Here is a 16,694-nt window from a genome sequence, read left to right as displayed (position 1 = left end):
CGACTCAACCACGCGCAATCACTGCGGCGTCGGCTTCGACCTTTTCGGCCGCTTTCTGGCGAATCAGCCGTTCCAGCTCATCCACCAGATTGTCATTCGTCAGTTTCTGCGACGGCTTGCCGTCGATGTAAATCAGGTTCGGTGTGCCGCCAGTCAGGCCGATATGGGCCTCCTTGGCTTCGCCCGGCCCGTTGACCACGCAACCGATCACCGCGACATCCAGCGGCACCAGCAGGTCTTCGAGGCGCCCTTCCAGCTCGTTCATGGTCTTGACCACATCGAAGTTCTGTCGCGAGCAGCTCGGGCAGGCGATGAAGTTGATCCCACGGGAGCGCAGGTGCAGGGACTTGAGAATGTCGTAGCCGACTTTCACTTCCTCGACCGGGTCGGCCGCCAACGAGATGCGGATGGTATCGCCAATCCCTTCGGCGAGCAGCATACCGAGGCCGACGGCGGATTTCACCGTGCCCGAACGCAACCCACCGGCTTCGGTGATGCCCAGGTGCAGCGGCTGGACGATTTCCTTGGCCAGCAGGCGGTAGGCTTCGACGGCCATGAACACGTCGGACGCCTTCACGCTGACCTTGAAGTCCTGGAAATTCAGGCGCTCCAGGTGCTCGACATGGCGCAGGGCAGACTCCACCAGCGCCGCCGGGGTCGGTTCGCCGTATTTCTTTTGCAGGTCTTTTTCCAGGGAACCGGCGTTCACGCCGATGCGGATCGGAATGCCCCGGTCGCGGGCAGCATCCACCACGGCACGGACACGGTCTTCGCGACCGATGTTACCCGGGTTGATACGCAGGCAATCGACACCCAACTCGGCCACACGCAGGGCGATGCGGTAGTCGAAGTGGATGTCGGCCACCAGGGGGACCTTGACCAATTGCTTGATCTTGCCGAACGCCTCGGCGGCGTCCATGTCCGGCACCGATACCCGCACGATGTCGACACCGGCGGCTTCCAGGCGGTTGATCTGCGCGACCGTGGCGGCCACGTCATTGGTGTCGCTGTTGGTCATGCTCTGCACAGCGATAGGCGCATCGCCGCCCACGGGCACGTTACCGACCCAGATCTTTCGGGATTCGCGACGCTTGATTGGAGATTCGCCGTGCATGACTTATTGACCCAACTTCAGGCGAGCGGTCTCGCCACTGGTGAACGGAGCCACATCGACCGGCTGGCCGTTGTAGCTGACCTGCGCGCCACGGGCATAACCCAGGCGTACGGCAAAGGGTGGCTTGCCGTTGATGGAAGTGCTGTCGCCCTTGCGCTTGAGGCCACTGAACAGCACCTTGCCGTTGCCGTCGGTGATCTGCGTCCAGCAGTCGGCGACAAACTGAATCTGTACCTGGCCTTCACCTGCGGCAGGCGCCACCGGAACCACTGGCGCTGCCGGAACGACTGGCGCGGCTGGCGCGGTGTGGGTCGTCGGCGCAGCGACGTTTGGCGCTGACGCGGTCGGTGCGGCAGGTGCCGTGGCAATCGGTGCGCTGCCAGTGCCCGGTGCAACTGGCGCTGCGGGCGCAGGGGCTGGAACAGCCGGCTCGGCGCCCGCCTCGGCATCGGCGGCATCCGGGCTCTGTGGCAACGCCAGGGCAGTTTCGCCTTCGGTCTGGCCTTCGACGACCGCCTGGTCTTCCGGCTCGTCCAGCGGATGGATCTGGGTGGTGCCGTCGGCACCCTCGACCTCGACATGCTCAGGGTTCAAGGCGACCGGCTCCTTGTTGCGCAAGGAAGCCTGGTCCTGCCACCAGACAAAACCACCACCAATCACCGCGATCAGCAGCAACAGGCTGACGATTCGCAAAATGGTGTGGGAAACGCGAACCGGCTCTTCGATGCGACCCAGGCTGTGCACGCTGCTGCCCTGGGCATCGGAACCGGTGTATTGATCGAATTGCTGGACCAGCACGGTCTGGTCCATGCCGAGCAATTTGGCATAGGCACGGATATAGCCCCGGGCGAAGGTATGCCCCGGCAGCTTGTCGAACGCGCCCGCTTCCAGGTTGCCCAGGGAAGCCGCGGTGAGATTGAGCTTGAGGGCCACTTCGGCCAGCGACCAACCATTGCTTTCGCGGGCTTGACGCAGGGTCTCACCGGGATTTACGCGAGTCGCTGCTACAACTTCGGGATGCGCCGCTTTCATCATTGCTCCGACAGGTATTGCTGATATTCCGGCGTACCGGGATAGAGTCTTTTGAGTTGCAGGCCGTAACTTGCAGCCTTGTCGCGATCTTCAAACACATGTGCCAGCCGAACGCCGAGCAATAGACTACGTGCATTTTGCTCGCTCAGCAGGCTAAAACGCTCGTAGTAGTCACGTGCGGGCACATAATGCCTGTCTTCGTAAGACAACTCAGCCATTTCCAGCAGTGCCCGCGGTTGCTGGCGGTTGAGCCGCAGCGCTTTTTCCAACTGCTGGCGCGCCAGGTCGCGTTGGCCGAGCTGCGCAGCCGTCATGCCGAGGTTTTCGAAAACCCGCGAGCGCTCAGGATAAAGGGTGTCGGCGGCAGCCTGCTCGAAGCGCTCGTAGGCTTCCTTGTAGCGTTTCTGCTCGTAAAGAAAACTGCCGTAGTTGTTCAGGATCCGTGCATCCTGAGGCCGGGCCGACAGCGCCTTGCGAAAATGTTCGTCAGCCAGTTCCGGCTCCATCTCGGCCTGGAACACCAGGGCCAGGGCCGCATTGGCATCGGCGTCGGAACTGTCCAGCTCCAGGGCTTTCTTGAGCGGGACCTTGGCCCGCTCGGTCATGCCCTGCTGCAAGTAACCAATGCCCAGTTGCACATAGGCCACACGTGCCTCGTCGCGCCCTTTGCTGGTCTTCATCGGGTTGTAGTCACCCGACAGGACACAACCGGAACAAAGGCCGGCCAACAGCAAAACGAGCGCGAAGCGCAGGGACATAGAGTTCCTCTCTTAGTGACTGTTCGCAGCGTTTTGCACCGCATCATCCGCGGCGTTCAACTCACGCACGGCAATGTAGCGCTCGCTGCGACGGGTGCGATCCAGCACCTGTCCTACCAATTGGCCACAAGCGGCGTCGATGTCTTCGCCGCGGGTGGTGCGCACGGTGACGTTGAAGCCAGCGTGGTGAAGCTGATCCTGGAAGCGACGAATCGCGTTGTTGCTCGGACGCTCGTAACCGGAATGCGGGAACGGGTTGAACGGGATCAGGTTGATCTTGCACGGGATGTTCTTGAGCAACTCGATCATCTCGACCGCGTGCTCGACCTTGTCGTTCACGTCCTTGAGCAGCGTGTATTCGATGGTCAGCACGCGCTTTTCGCCCAGGGACGACATGTAGCGCTGGCACGACTCCAGCAGCATCTTAAGCGGATACTTCTTGTTGATCGGCACCAATTGGTTACGCAATGCGTCGTTGGGTGCGTGCAGCGACAACGCCAGGGAGACGTCGATGTGCTTGGCCAGCTCATCGATCATCGGCACCACGCCCGAGGTGGACAGGGTCACCCGGCGCTTGGAGATGCCATAGCCCAGGTCATCCATCATCAGGTGCATGGCGGCGATGACGTTGTCGAAATTCAGCAGCGGCTCACCCATGCCCATCATCACCACGTTGGTGATGGCACGGTCGACGGTCGCCGGGACGCTGCCAAAGGATTTGTTGGCAATCCACACCTGGCCGATCACTTCGGCGGCGGTGAGGTTGCTGTTGAAGCCTTGCTTGCCGGTGGAGCAGAAACTGCAATCCAGGGCACAGCCTGCCTGGGACGAAACGCACAAGGTGCCGCGTTTGCCCTGGGGAATGTAGACGGTCTCGACGCAGCTGCCGGACGCCACGCGCACCACCCACTTACGGGTGCCGTCGCTGGAGATGTCCTCGCTGACCACTTCGGGGCCGCGAATCTCGGCAACAGCCTTGAGCTTTTCGCGCAGGGCCTTGCCGACATTCGTCATGGCGTCGAAGTCGTCGACGCCAAAGTGGTGAATCCATTTCATCACCTGGCCGGCACGGAAACGCTTCTCCCCGATCGAGTCGAAGAATTTCTCCATTTCCGGCTGGGTCAGGCCCAACAGGTTGGTTTTGCCGTTCGATGTAGTCATGGATTCACCTTCACTCAAAAGCCTGGGCTTAGCGAGTGGTTACTTCAGTAGCGGAGAAAAAGTAAGCGATTTCGCGAGCGGCAGCGGCTTCGGAGTCCGAACCGTGGACGGCATTGGCGTCGATCGACTCGGCGAAGTCAGCGCGGATGGTACCGGCAGCGGCTTCTTTAGGGTTGGTAGCGCCCATCAGCTCACGGTTGCGAGCGATAGCGTTTTCGCCTTCCAGCACCTGAACGACAACCGGACCGGAAGTCATGAAGGCAACCAGTTCACCGAAGAAACCGCGCTCGCTGTGCTCAGCGTAGAAGCCTTCGGCTTCGGCTTTGGACAGTTGCTTCATTTTCGAAGCTACAACGCGCAGGCCAGCGTCTTCGAAACGGGTAACGATCTTGCCGATCACGTTTTTAGCAACGGCGTCAGGCTTGATGATGGAGAAAGTACGTTGAACAGCCATGGTGTAACTCCAGAAACGGTAATTTGCGAAAAATTAAACCCGCGAATTATACGCGGGTTCAGGGGTATTGCCTAACCTGCCAGGTCGATCAGTCGATTTCGTCGATCCAGAGCTGTTGGACAGCCTCCAGGACCTTCTCGCCACAACGGCCAGAGGTATTATCGAAATCGGGTAGTTCCATGATCCAGCGCTGCAAATCGACAAAATTCACAGCTTTCGGGTCCACGCCCGGCTTGGCTTCGGCCAGTTCTTCTGCGATGCGTTGTACATCAGTCCAACCATAGCTCATGACAGTGTCACCATCAGTGCGGCGCTTCAGCCGCATGGTTAAGCGAATATTTCGGGATTTCGACGGTCAGGTCTTCGGTACCGACGATGGCTTGGCAGCCCAGCCGCGATTGGGCTTCCAGGCCCCAGGCCTTATCGAGGAAATCTTCCTCCAACTCATCCGCTTCTTCCAGCGAATCGAAGCCCTCACGAATAATGCAATGACAGGTGGTGCACGCACAGACGCCACCACAGGCACTTTCCATCTCGATGTGATGCTCATGGGCCAGCTCGAGAATGGAAATCCCGGGCTCAGCCTCCACGACCATGCCCTCCGGGCAGAACTTCTCGTGGGGCAGAAAAATCACCTGCGGCATCAGTTACTCCTCGATTTCATTCAGGTTGCGCCCCGCCAGGGCGGCTTTCACCGTCGAGTCCAGGCGGCGGGCAGCAAAGGCATCGGTGACTTGCGACAGACGCTTGGTCTGCTGCTCGATGGCATAACCATCGGTGCCCTTGATCAATTCGGACAGTTCCTGCATTTGCAGCTCGATGACCATGCGCTCTTCGGCGTCGAGCAAGCGCTCGCCGTCGGCTTCAAGGGCACCTTGCACGGCTTCGATCAGGCGCTGGGCGTCGACCTGCTGCTCGCGCAGCACGCGGGCCACCTTGTCGTCGCTGGCGTGCTGGAAGGAATCCTTGAGCATCTTGGCGATTTCGCCGTCGGTCAGGCCGTAGGACGGCTTGACCTGGATGCTCGCCTCGACGCCCGAACCCAGTTCGCGAGCGGAGACATTGAGCAGGCCATCGGCATCGACCTGGAAGGTCACGCGAATCTTCGCCGCACCGGCCACCATCGGTGGGATGCCGCGCAATTCGAAGCGCGCCAGGGAACGGCAGTCGCTGATCAGTTCACGCTCGCCTTGCAGCACGTGGACCATCATCGCCGACTGGCCGTCTTTATAAGTAGTGAAGTCCTGGGCGCGGGCAACGGGGATGGTGGTGTTGCGTGGAATCACCTTTTCCATCAGCCCGCCCATGGTTTCCAGGCCCAGGGACAGCGGAATCACGTCGAGCAACAGCAGCTCGCCACCATCGCGCTTGTTACCGGCGAGGGTATCGGCCTGGATCGCGGCGCCGATGGCGACCACTTGGTCTGGGTCGATTTCGGTCAGCGGCTGGCGGCCAAAGGCCTCGGCAACGGCTTCGCGAACCCGAGGCACGCGGGTTGAACCACCGACCATGACCACGGCCTTGACGTCTTCCAGCTCCACGCCGGAATCGCGCACGGCCCGGCGGCAAGCCTTGAGGCTGCGGGCGACCATGGGTTCGATCAGGGCATCGAAGGCTTCACGGGTCAGCGAGGCTTTCCAGTCGCCGTAGACGACTTCAACCGTCGCAGCGTCGGTCAAGGCTTCCTTGGCCGCGCAGGCGGTTTGCAGCAAGTGACGCTGGGCACCCGGATCGAGATCGGCGGACAGGCCCGCTTGCTCGATGATCCAGCCAGCAATGGCGTGATCGAAGTCATCGCCGCCCAGGGCACTGTCGCCACCGGTAGCCAGGACTTCGAAGACTCCGCCGGTCAGGCGCAGAATAGAGATATCGAAGGTACCGCCGCCCAGGTCGTAGATAGCTACGAGGCCTTCGGCGTGCTGGTCGAGGCCGTACGCCACCGCAGCGGCGGTCGGCTCGTTGAGCAGGCGCAGCACGTTCAAGCCGGCCAGCTTGGCGGCATCCTTGGTGGCCTGGCGCTGGGCGTCATCGAAATAGGCCGGGACGGTAATGACCGCGCCCACCAGCTCACCGCCCAACGCCGCTTCGGCACGCTGGCGCAACACCTTGAGGATATCGGCGGAAACCTCTACCGGGCTTTTCGGACCCTGCACGGTTTCGATGAACGGCATGTGGGATTCACCGCCAACGAAGCGGTACGGCAGTTGATCGCCCAATTGCTTGACGTCGGACAGACCACGACCCATCAAGCGCTTGACCGAGACAATGGTGTTCAGCGGATCGGTAGCGGCGGCCAGCTTGGCCGACTCGCCCACTTCGACGCGATCGGCGTGATAACGCACGGCGGAAGGCAGGATCACCCGCCCCTGCTCGTCGGCCAACGGTTCGGAAAGACCGCTGCGCAAGGCAGCGACCAGGGAATTGGTGGTACCCAAGTCGATCCCGACAGCCAGGCGACGCTGGTGCGGTTGTGGACTTTGGCCGGGTTCGGCGATCTGCAGTAGGGCCATCGTAATCAGGACTTATCTGTAATCAGGCGTGCGACCGGAGCGGCACTGGGTTAATCGTCGAGGCGCTCTTCGAGCTGGCGCACTTCATAGGTGAGCTTGTCGAGGAACTGCATGCGCCGCATCAGGCGTTCGGCCTGTTCGCGTTGCGCGGCATCGTTCCAGCAGGCTGCGAAGCTTTCGTTCAATGTGTGCTGGGCGTCTTTCAAGCGGCGCTTGAATACCGCGACACCGGCCAGGTCGGCGCTGTCCTGCAGGTCTTCGAGCTCTTCGCGCCATTGCATCTGCTGCAAAAGAAACTCGGGATCGTGGACCGTGACTTCCAGGGGCAACTCATGACCGCTGATGGCGAGCAGGTAACGCGCGCGCTTGGCAGGACTCTTGAGCGTCTGGTAGGCCTCGTTGAGGTTCGCAGACTGCTCGAGCGCCCGCCGCTGTTCAGCTTCGGAGGCGTCAGCAAAACGGTCCGGGTGGACACCACGGGCCAATTCCAGGTAACGCGCGGATAACTGGTCGAGATCCAGCTGGAACGCAGGCTGCATCTGGAACAAAGCAAAATGACAGGGAGTACCCACAAGCCGCCTCAGATGTTGAAGCTTTCGCCGCAGCCACATTCACCGCGTACGTTGGGGTTGTTGAACTTGAAGCCTTCGTTCAACCCTTCCTTGACGAAATCCAGCTCGGTGCCGTCCAGGTACGTCAGGCTTTTCGGGTCGATGATCACTTTCTGACCATGACTCTCGAATACCTGATCGTCTTCGCCCACTTCGTCGACGAATTCCAGCACATAGGCAAGACCAGAGCAGCCCGTGGTGCGAACACCCAGGCGGATACCCTCGCCCTTGCCGCGCCCCGCGAGGGAGCGCTGGATATGCTTAGCTGCCGCTTCTGTCATCTGGATAGCCATGGAAACTCCTTACCTGTGCACAGATCAGATCAAGCCTTTCTTCTGCTTGTAATCGCGAACGGCGGCCTTGATGGCGTCTTCGGCGAGTACCGAGCAGTGGATCTTCACGGGCGGCAGGGCCAGTTCTTCAGCCAGCTGGGTGTTCTTGATGGTTTCGGCCTCATCAAGGGTCTTGCCCTTCATCCACTCGGTGGCCAGGGAGCTGGACGCGATGGCGGAACCACAGCCGTAGGTCTTGAACTTGGCATCTTCGATGATGCCTTGCTCGTTGACCTTGATCTGCAGGCGCATGACGTCGCCGCACGCCGGGGCGCCGACCATGCCGGTGCCAACATCAGGATCCTGCGCGTCCATCTTGCCGACGTTGCGCGGGTTCTCGTAGTGGTCGATGACCTTTTCGCTATATGCCATTTGCTTCAATCCTCATCAGTGAGTCGCTCTGGTGGCGACTTCTTCAGTGCGCCGCCCACTCGATTTTCGAAATGTCGACGCCGTCTTTGTACATGTCCCACAGCGGCGACAGAGCGCGCAGCTTGGTGACGGCCTCGCAGACTTTCTGCGCGGCGTAATCGATTTCTTCTTCGGTGGTGAAGCGGCCGAAGGTGAAGCGGATCGAGCTGTGGGCCAGTTCGTCGTTGCGGCCCAGGGCGCGCAGTACGTACGAAGGCTCAAGGGATGCCGAGGTGCACGCCGAACCGGACGACACGGCCAGATCCTTGAGTGCCATGATCAGCGACTCGCCTTCAACATAGTTGAAGCTCAGGTTCAGGTTGTGCGGTACGCGGGCGATCATGCTGCCGTTGACGTAAAGCTCTTCCAGGTGCTCGACCTGCTTGAAGAAACGGTCACTCAGGGCCTTGATGCGCACGTTCTCCGCAGCCATGTCTTCCTTGGCCACGCGGAAGGCTTCGCCCATGCCGACGATCTGGTGGGTCGCCAGGGTGCCGGAACGCATGCCACGCTCGTGACCGCCGCCGTGCATGGTCGCTTCGAGGCGAACGCGCGGCTTGCGGCTGACGTACAGGGCGCCGATGCCTTTAGGACCGTAGGTCTTGTGGGCGGAGAACGACATCAGGTCGACTTTCAGCTGCGACAGGTCGATCGCGACCTTGCCGGTGGACTGCGCCGCGTCGACGTGGAACAGGATGCCCTTGGAACGGGTCAGTTCGCCGATGGCCGCGATGTCGTTGACGGTGCCGATTTCGTTGTTCACGTGCATGATCGAAACCAGGATGGTGTCGTCGCGTAGCGCGGCTTCGACCATGGCTGGAGTGATGATGCCGTCTTCACCCGGCTCGATGTAGGTGACTTCGAAGCCTTCACGCTCCAGTTGGCGCATGGTGTCCAGGACAGCCTTGTGCTCGATCTTGGAGGTGATCAGGTGCTTGCCCTTGGTGTGATAGAAGTGCGCGACACCCTTGATTGCCAGGTTGTCGGACTCGGTGGCACCGGAGGTCCAGACGATTTCACGCGGGTCGGCGTTGACCAGGTCGGCGACCTGGCGACGGGCGTTTTCGACCGACTCTTCGGCTTTCCAGCCGAACACGTGGGAGCGGGACGCCGGGTTACCGAAGTTTCCGTCGACCAGCAGGCATTCACTCATTTTTTGCGCGACACGCGGATCAACCGGGGTGGTCGCGGAGTAATCAAGGTAAATCGGCAATTTCATGGACTCTCTCCTAAATCAGGCTGGCTGGCGTTCCGCTTGCTCTGCGGCGGTCATTCGACGGCGGACGCTTCAATCTTGTCCAGGTGCGGCGCCTTGCTATTGCAACGGCGCTGGTCCTGACGCTGGGCTACTTCTTGCACCTCACGGCGAGTTACAAGGTCAGCCAAGCTGATACCGCTCAGAAATTCGTGGATCTGCAGGCTGAGGTCGCACCACAAGTGGTGGGTCAGGCAAGTATCGCCGCCATGGCAGTCGCCAAGGCCCTGGCATTTGGTCGCATCGACCGATTCGTTCACCGCATCGATCACCTGGGCAACCTGGATGCCCTGCATGTCGCGCGACAGCTGGTAGCCGCCACCCGGGCCGCGAACGCTGGAAACCAGGTTGCTACGGCGCAGCTTGGCGAACAGCTGCTCAAGATAAGACAGGGAAATGCCCTGGCGCTCGGAGATATCGGCCAGGGACACCGGCCCGTGCTGCGCGTGCAATGCCAGATCCAGCATCGCGGTCACGGCGTATCGGCCTTTTGTAGTCAGTCGCATGGACAATTACCACGGAGTTCGGAATGGGGGCGAGTATGCAATTCCCGAGTATTTAAGTCAAGTATAAGACCTAGTGGGTTACTCGGGTTTACCCGCGAAAGAGCGCGCGCATGATAGCAAAGGTAGGCGACTAACGACCAGCTATACCGCGTTATCGTTCATCGCGAGCGAGCTTTGCTCCCACAGGACGCCTGCGAAACAGGACTCCTGTGGGGCAAGGTTTTGTGGGAGCAAGGCTTGCCCGCGATGCAGGCGCCTCGGCTCAGCTGGCCTGAGTCTCATCCTTGTCCTTCACACACGCGAAATCTTCCTCGCGCAGTTCAGGCAGATCCTTGGCACGGTAATTACTCCCCAGCTCCTTCAGGGCCCCACACATCCCCTCCAGGCGCCCATCGACGGCTTGCAGGTGATCGAGCAACTGGTTGATGGCTCGGGCCACCGGGTCGGGCATGTCTTCGCCGACACCGTAGGCGTCGAAGCCGATCTTCTCGGCCATGGCCTTGCGCCGGGCGTCTTGCTCGTCATCGGACTTGACGATGATCCGCCCCGGAATACCGACCACGGTCGCGCCAGGCGGCACCGCCTTGGTGACCACGGCGTTGGAGCCGACTTTCGCCCCCGCCCCTACCGTGAACGGCCCGAGCACCTTGGCGCCGGCGCCCACCACCACGCCGTCTTCCAGGGTCGGGTGGCGCTTGCCCTTGTTCCAACTGGTGCCGCCGAGGGTCACGCCCTGGTACAGGGTCACGTCATCGCCGATCTCGGCGGTTTCGCCGATGACGATGCCCATGCCGTGGTCGATGAAGAACCGGCGACCGACCTTGGCCCCGGGATGGATCTCGATCCCGGTCAGCCAACGGCCGAAGTTCGACACCAGCCGCGCCAGCCACTTCCAACCCATGTTCCACAAGGCGCCGGACAAACGATGGATCCAGATCGCGTGCATCCCGGGATAGCAGGTCAGCACTTCAAAGGCATTGCGCGCCGCCGGGTCACGATGGAAAACACTTTGGATATCTTCACGCAAACGTTCGAACATTTTATTTCTTCCGCTTAATCAGCTCGCCACGGGCCGCCTTCTGGGTTTCCGTGAGGATGCCGCGCAATATATTCATCTCCGCCCGGCTCACCGAGCTTCGTCCGTACAACCGACGCAGGCGCGCCATCAAGTGTCGCGGCTTTTCCGGGTCGAGGAACTCGATGTCCACCAGGGTCTGCTCCAGGTGCTCATAGAATCGCTCCAGTTCGTCCATGGTCGCCATTGTCTCACTGCGCGGCGACGTGACTTCGGTTTTTTCGACCTTGCTGGGCTGCCCTTCAGCCGCCAGCCAGGCCATGCGCACTTCATAGCTCAACACCTGCACCGCCGCCCCGAGGTTCAAGGAACTGAACTCGGGGTCGGAAGGGATATGCACGTGAAAGTGACATCGCTGCAGCTCGTCGTTGGTCAGGCCGGAGTCTTCACGGCCGAACATCAGGGCGATTTCAAAGCCTTGCGCGGCTTCCTCGACCACTTTGGTCCCGCATTCGCGGGGGTCGAGCAGCGGCCACGGAATGCGGCGGTCGCGGGCGCTGGTGCCTAGCACCAGGTTGCACCCCACCAGGGCGTCTTCCAGGGTGGCGACGACCTGGGCATTGGCAAGGATGTCGTCGGCGCCGGAGGCACGGGCATCGGCCTCGTGATGGGGAAACAGGCGCGGTTCGACCAGCACCAGCCGCGACAAGCCCATGTTCTTCATGGCCCGCGCAGCTCCGCCGATGTTACCCGGATGGCTGGTATTGACCAGGACGACACGAATGTTCTGCAACAAGGGAGGCGCTCTCGAACACGATAAAGGGAGCAAATCTTACATAAGCACCTACCGTTAAGCTATGAAAGCGAACACCAACCTTCTCCTCGGAAAACTTTCTGATAGAATGCGCGGCTTTCTTTAACAACCTTAGGTGACACATCCATGCAGCCCATGCTGAATATCGCGCTGCGCGCCGCCCGCAGCGCCAGTGAACTGATCTTCCGCTCCATCGAGCGCCTGGATACCATCAAGGTCGATGAAAAAGACGCCAAGGACTACGTGTCCGAGGTTGATCGCGCCGCCGAGCAAAAAATCGTCGACGCCCTGCGCAAGGCTTACCCGAACCACTCGATCCTCGGTGAAGAGACCGGCATGCACGCCGGTACGGGCATCGAAGGCGAAGAGTACCTGTGGATCATCGATCCGCTGGACGGCACCACCAACTTCCTGCGCGGCATTCCTCACTTCGCTGTCAGCATCGCCTGCAAATACCGCGGCCGCCTGGAACACGCCGTCGTGCTGGACCCGGTTCGCCAGGAAGAATTTACCGCCAGCCGTGGCCGTGGCGCCCAACTGAACGGTCGTCGCCTGCGCGTCAGCGGCCGCACCAGCCTGGACGGCGCCCTGCTGGGTACCGGTTTCCCGTTCCGTGACGACCAGATGGATAACCTGGATAACTACCTGGGCATGTTCCGCGCCCTGGTCGGTCAGACCGCCGGCATCCGCCGCGCCGGCGCTGCGAGCCTGGACCTGGCCTACGTGGCGGCTGGCCGTTTCGATGCGTTCTGGGAATCGGGCCTGTCCGAGTGGGACATGGCCGCAGGCGCCCTGCTGATCCAGGAAGCCGGTGGCTTGGTGAGCGACTTCACCGGCGGCCACGACTTCCTTGAAAAAGGCCACATCGTTGCCGGCAACACCAAATGCTTCAAGGCTGTGCTGACAGCTATCCAGCCGCACTTGCCGGCTTCGCTGAAGCGCTAAGCAACCGGCTACAGAAAAAAGCACCCTTCGGGGTGCTTTTTTTTATGCCTGGATTTTGCCACAGCCGAACCACTGTGGGAGCAAAGACTGTGGGAGCAAAGCTTGCTCGCGATGGCGGTGGGTCAGGTGGCCTCTCTGTTGAGTGCGCCACTGCATCGCGAGCAAGCTTTGCTCCCACAACCATTTCACAGGATATTTGAGGGATGAGCCATAAAATGCGGGCATAAAAAAAGCACCCCGAAGGGTGCTTTTTTCATAGCGGATGGATCACTGAGCCGGTTCGTTCTGCCCCAGGATCAGCTGGCCTTCCTTGTTCACCGGGATCTGGTTGCCCGGGTCACGGTCCATACGGACCTTGCCTTCCTTGCCGTCGAGCATGTAGCGAACGTCGTAGCCCACAACCTTGTCGCTGATGTCATTCACCGTGTTGCAGCGAGTCTGGGTGGTGGTGTAGGTGTCGCGTTCCTGCATGCCTTCCTGAATCTTGTTACCGGCATAACCGCCGCCGGCTGCACCTGCCACGGTGGCGATTTTCTTGCCGGTGCCGCCGCCGACCTGGTTACCCAACAGTCCACCGGCCAGGGCGCCGATCACGGTGCCGGCGATCTGGTGTTGGTCCTGGACTGGCTTCTGCCGAGTCACGGTGACGTCCTTGCACACTTCACGCGGGGTCTTGATCTGGGTCTTGACCGGTTCCACGGCCAATACTTGCGCATACTCAGGGCCACTTTTTACCAAGCTGTAGGTCGCGACCGCACCACCGGCAGTTACACCGACAGCACCCAATACCGCACCAACCAGCATCGATTTGTTCACTTGAACCTCCTGACCATCACAAGCGGATTAATCCGCGCTTCTCCCAGCCTTGGAGCACAAAAAAAGGCGCGAGTTCAACTCGCGCCTTTTCAGCAGTGACGGATGGAGCGACAAGCCTTACGGGCGGTCGTCCACTTCCGTTTCGGTGGCCGCGGGAGGAATCAGGTCCTCGGTGCTCAGGTTCAGCCAGATCAGCACCACGTTGGCGATGTAGATCGACGAGTAAGTACCCGCCAACACACCGACAAACAGTGCGATGGAGAAACCGAACAGGTTATCGCCACCAAAGAACAGCAGCGCGGCAATCGCCAGCAAGGTGGAGATCGACGTCGCCATGGTCCGCAGCAGGGTCTGGGTGGTCGAGATGTTGATGTTCTCGATCAGCGAAGCCTTGCGCAGCACACGGAAGTTCTCACGCACCCGGTCGAACACCACGATGGTGTCGTTGAGCGAGTAGCCGATGATCGCCAGCACCGCCGCCAGCACCGTCAGGTCGAAGGTGATCTGGAAGAACGACAGGATGCCCACGGTCACGATCACGTCGTGGATCAGCGAGACAATGGCGCCCACCGCGAACTTCCACTGAAAGCGGAAGGCCAGGTAGATCAGGATGCCGCCCAGCGCCATCAGCATGCCGAGGCCGCCCTGGTCGCGCAGCTCTTCACCCACCTGCGGGCCGACGAACTCGACGCGCTTGACCTGGGCCGGGTTGTCGCCGCCAGCCTTCTGCAAGGCTTCGGCCACCTGGTGGCCCAACTGCGGGTCTTCACCCGGCATGCGCACCAGCAGGTCGGTAGTCGCACCGAAGCTCTGCACGATGGCATCGCTGTAGCCCGACGTCGCCAGTTGCTCACGCACCTTGGTGACGTCGGCCGGACGCTCGTAGGTCAGCTCGATGAGCGTACCGCCGGTGAAGTCCAGGCCGTAGTTCAGGCCCTTGTGGAACCAGCTGAACAACGCCAGTACGGTAAGGAACAATGTGACGCCGAACGCAACGTTGCGAACGCCCATGAAGTTGATTGTACGTAACATGGCAGCCCCTTAAATCCACAACTTCTTGAAGTCACGACCGCCAAAGATCAGGTTGACCATTGCGCGGGTCACCATGATGGCCGTGAACATCGAGGTAAAGATCCCGAGGGACATGGTCACTGCGAAGCCCTTGACCGGGCCGGTGCCCATGGCGAAGAGAATCCCGCCCACCAGCAACGTGGTCAGGTTGGCGTCGAGGATCGCGGTGAATGCCCGGCCGAAGCCTTCGTTGATTGCCCGCTGGATCGACATGCCCGCGGCGATCTCTTCACGTATCCGCGAGAAGATCAGCACGTTGGCGTCCACCGCCATACCCATGGTCAATACGATACCGGCGATACCGGGCAGGGTCAGCGTAGCCCCCAGCAGCGACATCAGCGCCAGCAGCATCACCATGTTCACCGCCAGCGCGACGGTGGCGATGATGCCGAAGAAGCGGTAGATGGCGATGATGAACAGCGACACGAACAGCATGCCCCACAGCGAAGCATCGATACCCTTGGTGATGTTGTCGGCACCCAGGCTCGGGCCAATGGTGCGCTCTTCGGCGAAGTACATCGGCGCGGCCAGACCACCGGCACGCAGCAGCAGGGCCAGCTCCGAGGATTCACCCTGGCCGTTCAGGCCGGTGATGCGGAACTGGCTGCCCAACGGCGACTGGATGGTCGCCAGGCTGATGATCTTCTTCTCTTCCTTGAAGGTCTGCACCGCGACGTCTTTCTCGACACCGTCGACCACTTGCTTGGTGTAAGTGGTGGTCGGCTTCTGCTCGATGAAGATCACCGCCATGCTGCGCCCGACGTTGCTGCGCGTGGCGCGGCTCATCAGTTCGCCGCCATGGCCGTCCAGGCGAATGTTCACCTGTGGGCGACCCTGCTCGTCGAAGCCCGCCTGGGCGTCGGTTACCTGGTCACCGGTGATGATCAGGCCACGCTCGATCTGCGCCGCCGGACGCCCGCCTTCACGGAACTCGAAGCTCTCGGAAGTGGCCTTGGAAGCACCCGGCTCAGCGGCCAGGCGGAATTCCAGGTTGGCGGTCTTGCCGAGGATACGCTTGGCTTCGGCGGTGTCCTGCACGCCTGGCAGCTCAACCACGATGCGGTTGGCGCCCTGGCGCTGCACGATCGGCTCGGCCACACCCAGCTCGTTGACGCGGTTACGCACCGTGGTCAAGTTCTGCTTGATGGAGTATTCGCGGATTTCCGCCAGCTTGGCCGGGGTCATCGCCAGACGCAGCACCGCCTGACCATTGAGGTCGGCCGGCACAATGTCGAAATCGTTGAAGTTCTTGCGAATCAGCGCACGGGCCTGCTCGCGGGTATCGGTGTCGCTGAAGCCCAGCTGGATGGCACCGTCGAGTTGCGGCAGGCTGCGATAACGCAGGCGCTCTTTGCGCAACAGGCTCTTGACGTCGCCTTCGTAGACTTTCATCCGCGCGTCGAGGGCTTTTTCCATGTCCACTTCCAGCAGGAAGTGCACACCGCCGGACAAGTCCAGGCCCAGCTTCATCGGATGCGCGCCAAGCTTGCGCAACCATTGCGGAGTGGTCTGGGCCAGGTTCAGGGCTACGACGTAATCGTCGCCCAACGCCTTGCGCACCACGTCCTTGGCTGGCAGTTGGTCTTCCGCCTTGACCAGGCGCAACAGGCCGCCCTTGCCGTTTTCGGCGATGGACGCAGCCTTGACCTCGATATTGGACGCCTTGAGCGCAGCGCTCGCACGGTCCAGATCGGCCTGGGTGACCTGCAGCGCAGTGCTTGCGCCACTGACCTGAATGGCCGGGTCATCCGGGTATAGATTGGGAGCGGAATAAATCAGACCGACCGCCAGCACCGCCAGGATCAGTACATATTTCCACAGAGGGTATTTGTTCAGCATCACGCCGCCCGCTTATGACGCGGGGCGCCTTGCGCGCCCCGTCGATTGAA

At 61.1% G+C, this 16,694-nt stretch carries 19 protein-coding genes; 1 reads left to right on the top strand and 18 read right to left on the bottom strand.

Annotated elements, in window-relative coordinates:
* Nucleotides 1–4 precede the first annotated feature (4 nt).
* The 15 genes from ispG to trmJ form a co-directional block, all read right to left on the bottom strand.
* Nucleotides 5–1,114, bottom strand: a complete 1,110-nt coding sequence (ispG, locus tag PSH86_RS05145) for a flavodoxin-dependent (E)-4-hydroxy-3-methylbut-2-enyl-diphosphate synthase (RefSeq protein WP_003185136.1) — start codon at nt 1,112–1,114, stop codon at nt 5–7.
* A gap of 3 nt (nt 1,115–1,117) precedes the next feature.
* Nucleotides 1,118–2,146, bottom strand: a complete 1,029-nt coding sequence (locus tag PSH86_RS05140) for a RodZ family helix-turn-helix domain-containing protein (protein WP_305488309.1) — start codon at nt 2,144–2,146, stop codon at nt 1,118–1,120.
* On the bottom strand, nt 2,146–2,904 hold the full coding sequence (pilW, locus tag PSH86_RS05135) for a type IV pilus biogenesis/stability protein PilW (RefSeq protein ID WP_109753619.1): 759 nt from the start codon (nt 2,902–2,904) through the stop codon (nt 2,146–2,148). The genes PSH86_RS05140 and pilW overlap by 1 nt, the downstream gene beginning before the upstream one ends.
* Before the next feature lie 12 nt (nt 2,905–2,916).
* Nucleotides 2,917–4,065 carry a 23S rRNA (adenine(2503)-C(2))-methyltransferase RlmN gene (gene rlmN / locus PSH86_RS05130; RefSeq protein ID WP_109753618.1) on the bottom strand — a complete coding sequence of 383 codons (1,149 nt, stop codon included), beginning with the start codon at nt 4,063–4,065 and terminating at the stop codon, nt 2,917–2,919.
* Nucleotides 4,066–4,093: 28 nt separating this feature from the next.
* Nucleotides 4,094–4,519 (bottom strand): nucleoside-diphosphate kinase, encoded by a 426-nt coding sequence (ndk, locus tag PSH86_RS05125; protein ID WP_042727994.1) that lies wholly within the window; start codon nt 4,517–4,519, stop codon nt 4,094–4,096.
* A gap of 88 nt (nt 4,520–4,607) precedes the next feature.
* Entirely contained in the window at nt 4,608–4,808 is a 201-nt protein-coding gene (iscX, locus tag PSH86_RS05120) for a Fe-S cluster assembly protein IscX (protein WP_249016004.1), read from the bottom strand.
* Between the two features lie 13 nt (nt 4,809–4,821).
* A complete protein-coding gene (fdx, locus tag PSH86_RS05115) occupies nt 4,822–5,163 on the bottom strand; it encodes an ISC system 2Fe-2S type ferredoxin (RefSeq protein ID WP_092402602.1) in 342 nt (113 codons plus the stop codon).
* A gap of 3 nt (nt 5,164–5,166) precedes the next feature.
* Nucleotides 5,167–7,029, bottom strand: coding sequence for a Fe-S protein assembly chaperone HscA (hscA, locus tag PSH86_RS05110; RefSeq protein WP_116831517.1), 1,863 nt, complete (start codon nt 7,027–7,029; stop codon nt 5,167–5,169).
* 50 nt (nt 7,030–7,079) lie between these two features.
* Nucleotides 7,080–7,601, bottom strand: coding sequence for a co-chaperone HscB (gene hscB, locus PSH86_RS05105; protein ID WP_003197997.1), 522 nt, complete (start codon nt 7,599–7,601; stop codon nt 7,080–7,082).
* Between the two features lie 8 nt (nt 7,602–7,609).
* On the bottom strand, nt 7,610–7,933 hold the full coding sequence (iscA, locus tag PSH86_RS05100; RefSeq protein WP_122568811.1) for an iron-sulfur cluster assembly protein IscA: 324 nt from the start codon (nt 7,931–7,933) through the stop codon (nt 7,610–7,612).
* Nucleotides 7,934–7,957: 24 nt separating this feature from the next.
* Nucleotides 7,958–8,344 carry a Fe-S cluster assembly scaffold IscU gene (gene iscU, locus PSH86_RS05095; protein WP_003185157.1) on the bottom strand — a complete coding sequence of 129 codons (387 nt, stop codon included), beginning with the start codon at nt 8,342–8,344 and terminating at the stop codon, nt 7,958–7,960.
* Between the two features lie 43 nt (nt 8,345–8,387).
* A complete protein-coding gene (locus tag PSH86_RS05090; protein WP_109753615.1) occupies nt 8,388–9,602 on the bottom strand; it encodes an IscS subfamily cysteine desulfurase in 1,215 nt (404 codons plus the stop codon).
* A 50-nt stretch (nt 9,603–9,652) separates the two neighbouring features.
* A complete protein-coding gene (iscR, locus tag PSH86_RS05085; RefSeq protein ID WP_003185160.1) occupies nt 9,653–10,144 on the bottom strand; it encodes a Fe-S cluster assembly transcriptional regulator IscR in 492 nt (163 codons plus the stop codon).
* Nucleotides 10,145–10,406: 262 nt separating this feature from the next.
* Nucleotides 10,407–11,183: a serine O-acetyltransferase gene (gene cysE, locus PSH86_RS05080; RefSeq protein WP_109753614.1), complete on the bottom strand. Its 777-nt coding sequence runs from the start codon at nt 11,181–11,183 to the stop codon at nt 10,407–10,409.
* 1 nt (nt 11,184) lies between these two features.
* Complete coding sequence (gene trmJ / locus PSH86_RS05075) at nt 11,185–11,955, bottom strand: tRNA (cytosine(32)/uridine(32)-2'-O)-methyltransferase TrmJ (protein WP_305488296.1); 771 nt, start codon at nt 11,953–11,955, stop codon at nt 11,185–11,187.
* A 144-nt stretch (nt 11,956–12,099) separates the two neighbouring features.
* Here trmJ and suhB point away from each other — a divergent pair, with 144 nt between their 5' ends.
* Nucleotides 12,100–12,918 (top strand): inositol-phosphate phosphatase, encoded by an 819-nt coding sequence (gene suhB, locus PSH86_RS05070; protein WP_003185165.1) that lies wholly within the window; start codon nt 12,100–12,102, stop codon nt 12,916–12,918.
* A gap of 267 nt (nt 12,919–13,185) precedes the next feature.
* Here suhB and PSH86_RS05065 read toward each other — a convergent pair whose 3' ends face one another.
* The 3 genes from PSH86_RS05065 to secD all read right to left on the bottom strand — a co-directional run bounded on the left by PSH86_RS05065 (nt 13,186) and on the right by secD (nt 16,644).
* On the bottom strand, nt 13,186–13,734 hold the full coding sequence (locus PSH86_RS05065; protein ID WP_109753612.1) for a glycine zipper 2TM domain-containing protein: 549 nt from the start codon (nt 13,732–13,734) through the stop codon (nt 13,186–13,188).
* Between the two features lie 117 nt (nt 13,735–13,851).
* Nucleotides 13,852–14,766, bottom strand: coding sequence for a protein translocase subunit SecF (secF, locus tag PSH86_RS05060; protein WP_109753611.1), 915 nt, complete (start codon nt 14,764–14,766; stop codon nt 13,852–13,854).
* Nucleotides 14,767–14,775: 9 nt separating this feature from the next.
* A complete protein-coding gene (gene secD, locus PSH86_RS05055) occupies nt 14,776–16,644 on the bottom strand; it encodes a protein translocase subunit SecD (RefSeq protein ID WP_109753610.1) in 1,869 nt (622 codons plus the stop codon).
* Between the last annotated feature and the right edge of the window lie 50 nt (nt 16,645–16,694).

It is taken from the genome of Pseudomonas sp. FP2300 (genome assembly GCF_030687595.1).
Taxonomy (GTDB): Bacteria; Pseudomonadota; Gammaproteobacteria; order Pseudomonadales; family Pseudomonadaceae; genus Aquipseudomonas; species Aquipseudomonas bijieensis.
Note: the sequence above shows the minus strand (reverse complement) of the source record. Positions and strands in the feature narration are given on the sequence as shown.

Excerpts from the sequence above, each read along its gene's own strand:
- ispG (WP_003185136.1), bottom strand. The coding sequence starts at position 1,114 with ATGCACGGCGAATCTCCAATCAAGCGTCGCGAATCCCGAAAGATCTGG.
- PSH86_RS05140 (WP_305488309.1), bottom strand. The coding sequence starts at position 2,146 with ATGAAAGCGGCGCATCCCGAAGTTGTAGCAGCGACTCGCGTAAATCCC.
- pilW (WP_109753619.1), bottom strand. The coding sequence starts at position 2,904 with ATGTCCCTGCGCTTCGCGCTCGTTTTGCTGTTGGCCGGCCTTTGTTCC.
- rlmN (WP_109753618.1), bottom strand. The coding sequence starts at position 4,065 with ATGACTACATCGAACGGCAAAACCAACCTGTTGGGCCTGACCCAGCCG.
- ndk (WP_042727994.1), bottom strand. The coding sequence starts at position 4,519 with ATGGCTGTTCAACGTACTTTCTCCATCATCAAGCCTGACGCCGTTGCT.
- iscX (WP_249016004.1), bottom strand. The coding sequence starts at position 4,808 with ATGAGCTATGGTTGGACTGATGTACAACGCATCGCAGAAGAACTGGCC.
- fdx (WP_092402602.1), bottom strand. The coding sequence starts at position 5,163 with ATGCCGCAGGTGATTTTTCTGCCCCACGAGAAGTTCTGCCCGGAGGGC.
- hscA (WP_116831517.1), bottom strand. The coding sequence starts at position 7,029 with ATGGCCCTACTGCAGATCGCCGAACCCGGCCAAAGTCCACAACCGCAC.
- iscA (WP_122568811.1), bottom strand. The coding sequence starts at position 7,933 with ATGGCTATCCAGATGACAGAAGCGGCAGCTAAGCATATCCAGCGCTCC.
- iscU (WP_003185157.1), bottom strand. The coding sequence starts at position 8,344 with ATGGCATATAGCGAAAAGGTCATCGACCACTACGAGAACCCGCGCAAC.
- PSH86_RS05090 (WP_109753615.1), bottom strand. The coding sequence starts at position 9,602 with ATGAAATTGCCGATTTACCTTGATTACTCCGCGACCACCCCGGTTGAT.
- iscR (WP_003185160.1), bottom strand. The coding sequence starts at position 10,144 with ATGCGACTGACTACAAAAGGCCGATACGCCGTGACCGCGATGCTGGAT.
- cysE (WP_109753614.1), bottom strand. The coding sequence starts at position 11,183 with ATGTTCGAACGTTTGCGTGAAGATATCCAAAGTGTTTTCCATCGTGAC.
- suhB (WP_003185165.1), top strand. The coding sequence starts at position 12,100 with ATGCAGCCCATGCTGAATATCGCGCTGCGCGCCGCCCGCAGCGCCAGT.
- secF (WP_109753611.1), bottom strand. The coding sequence starts at position 14,766 with ATGTTACGTACAATCAACTTCATGGGCGTTCGCAACGTTGCGTTCGGC.
- secD (WP_109753610.1), bottom strand. The coding sequence starts at position 16,644 with ATGCTGAACAAATACCCTCTGTGGAAATATGTACTGATCCTGGCGGTG.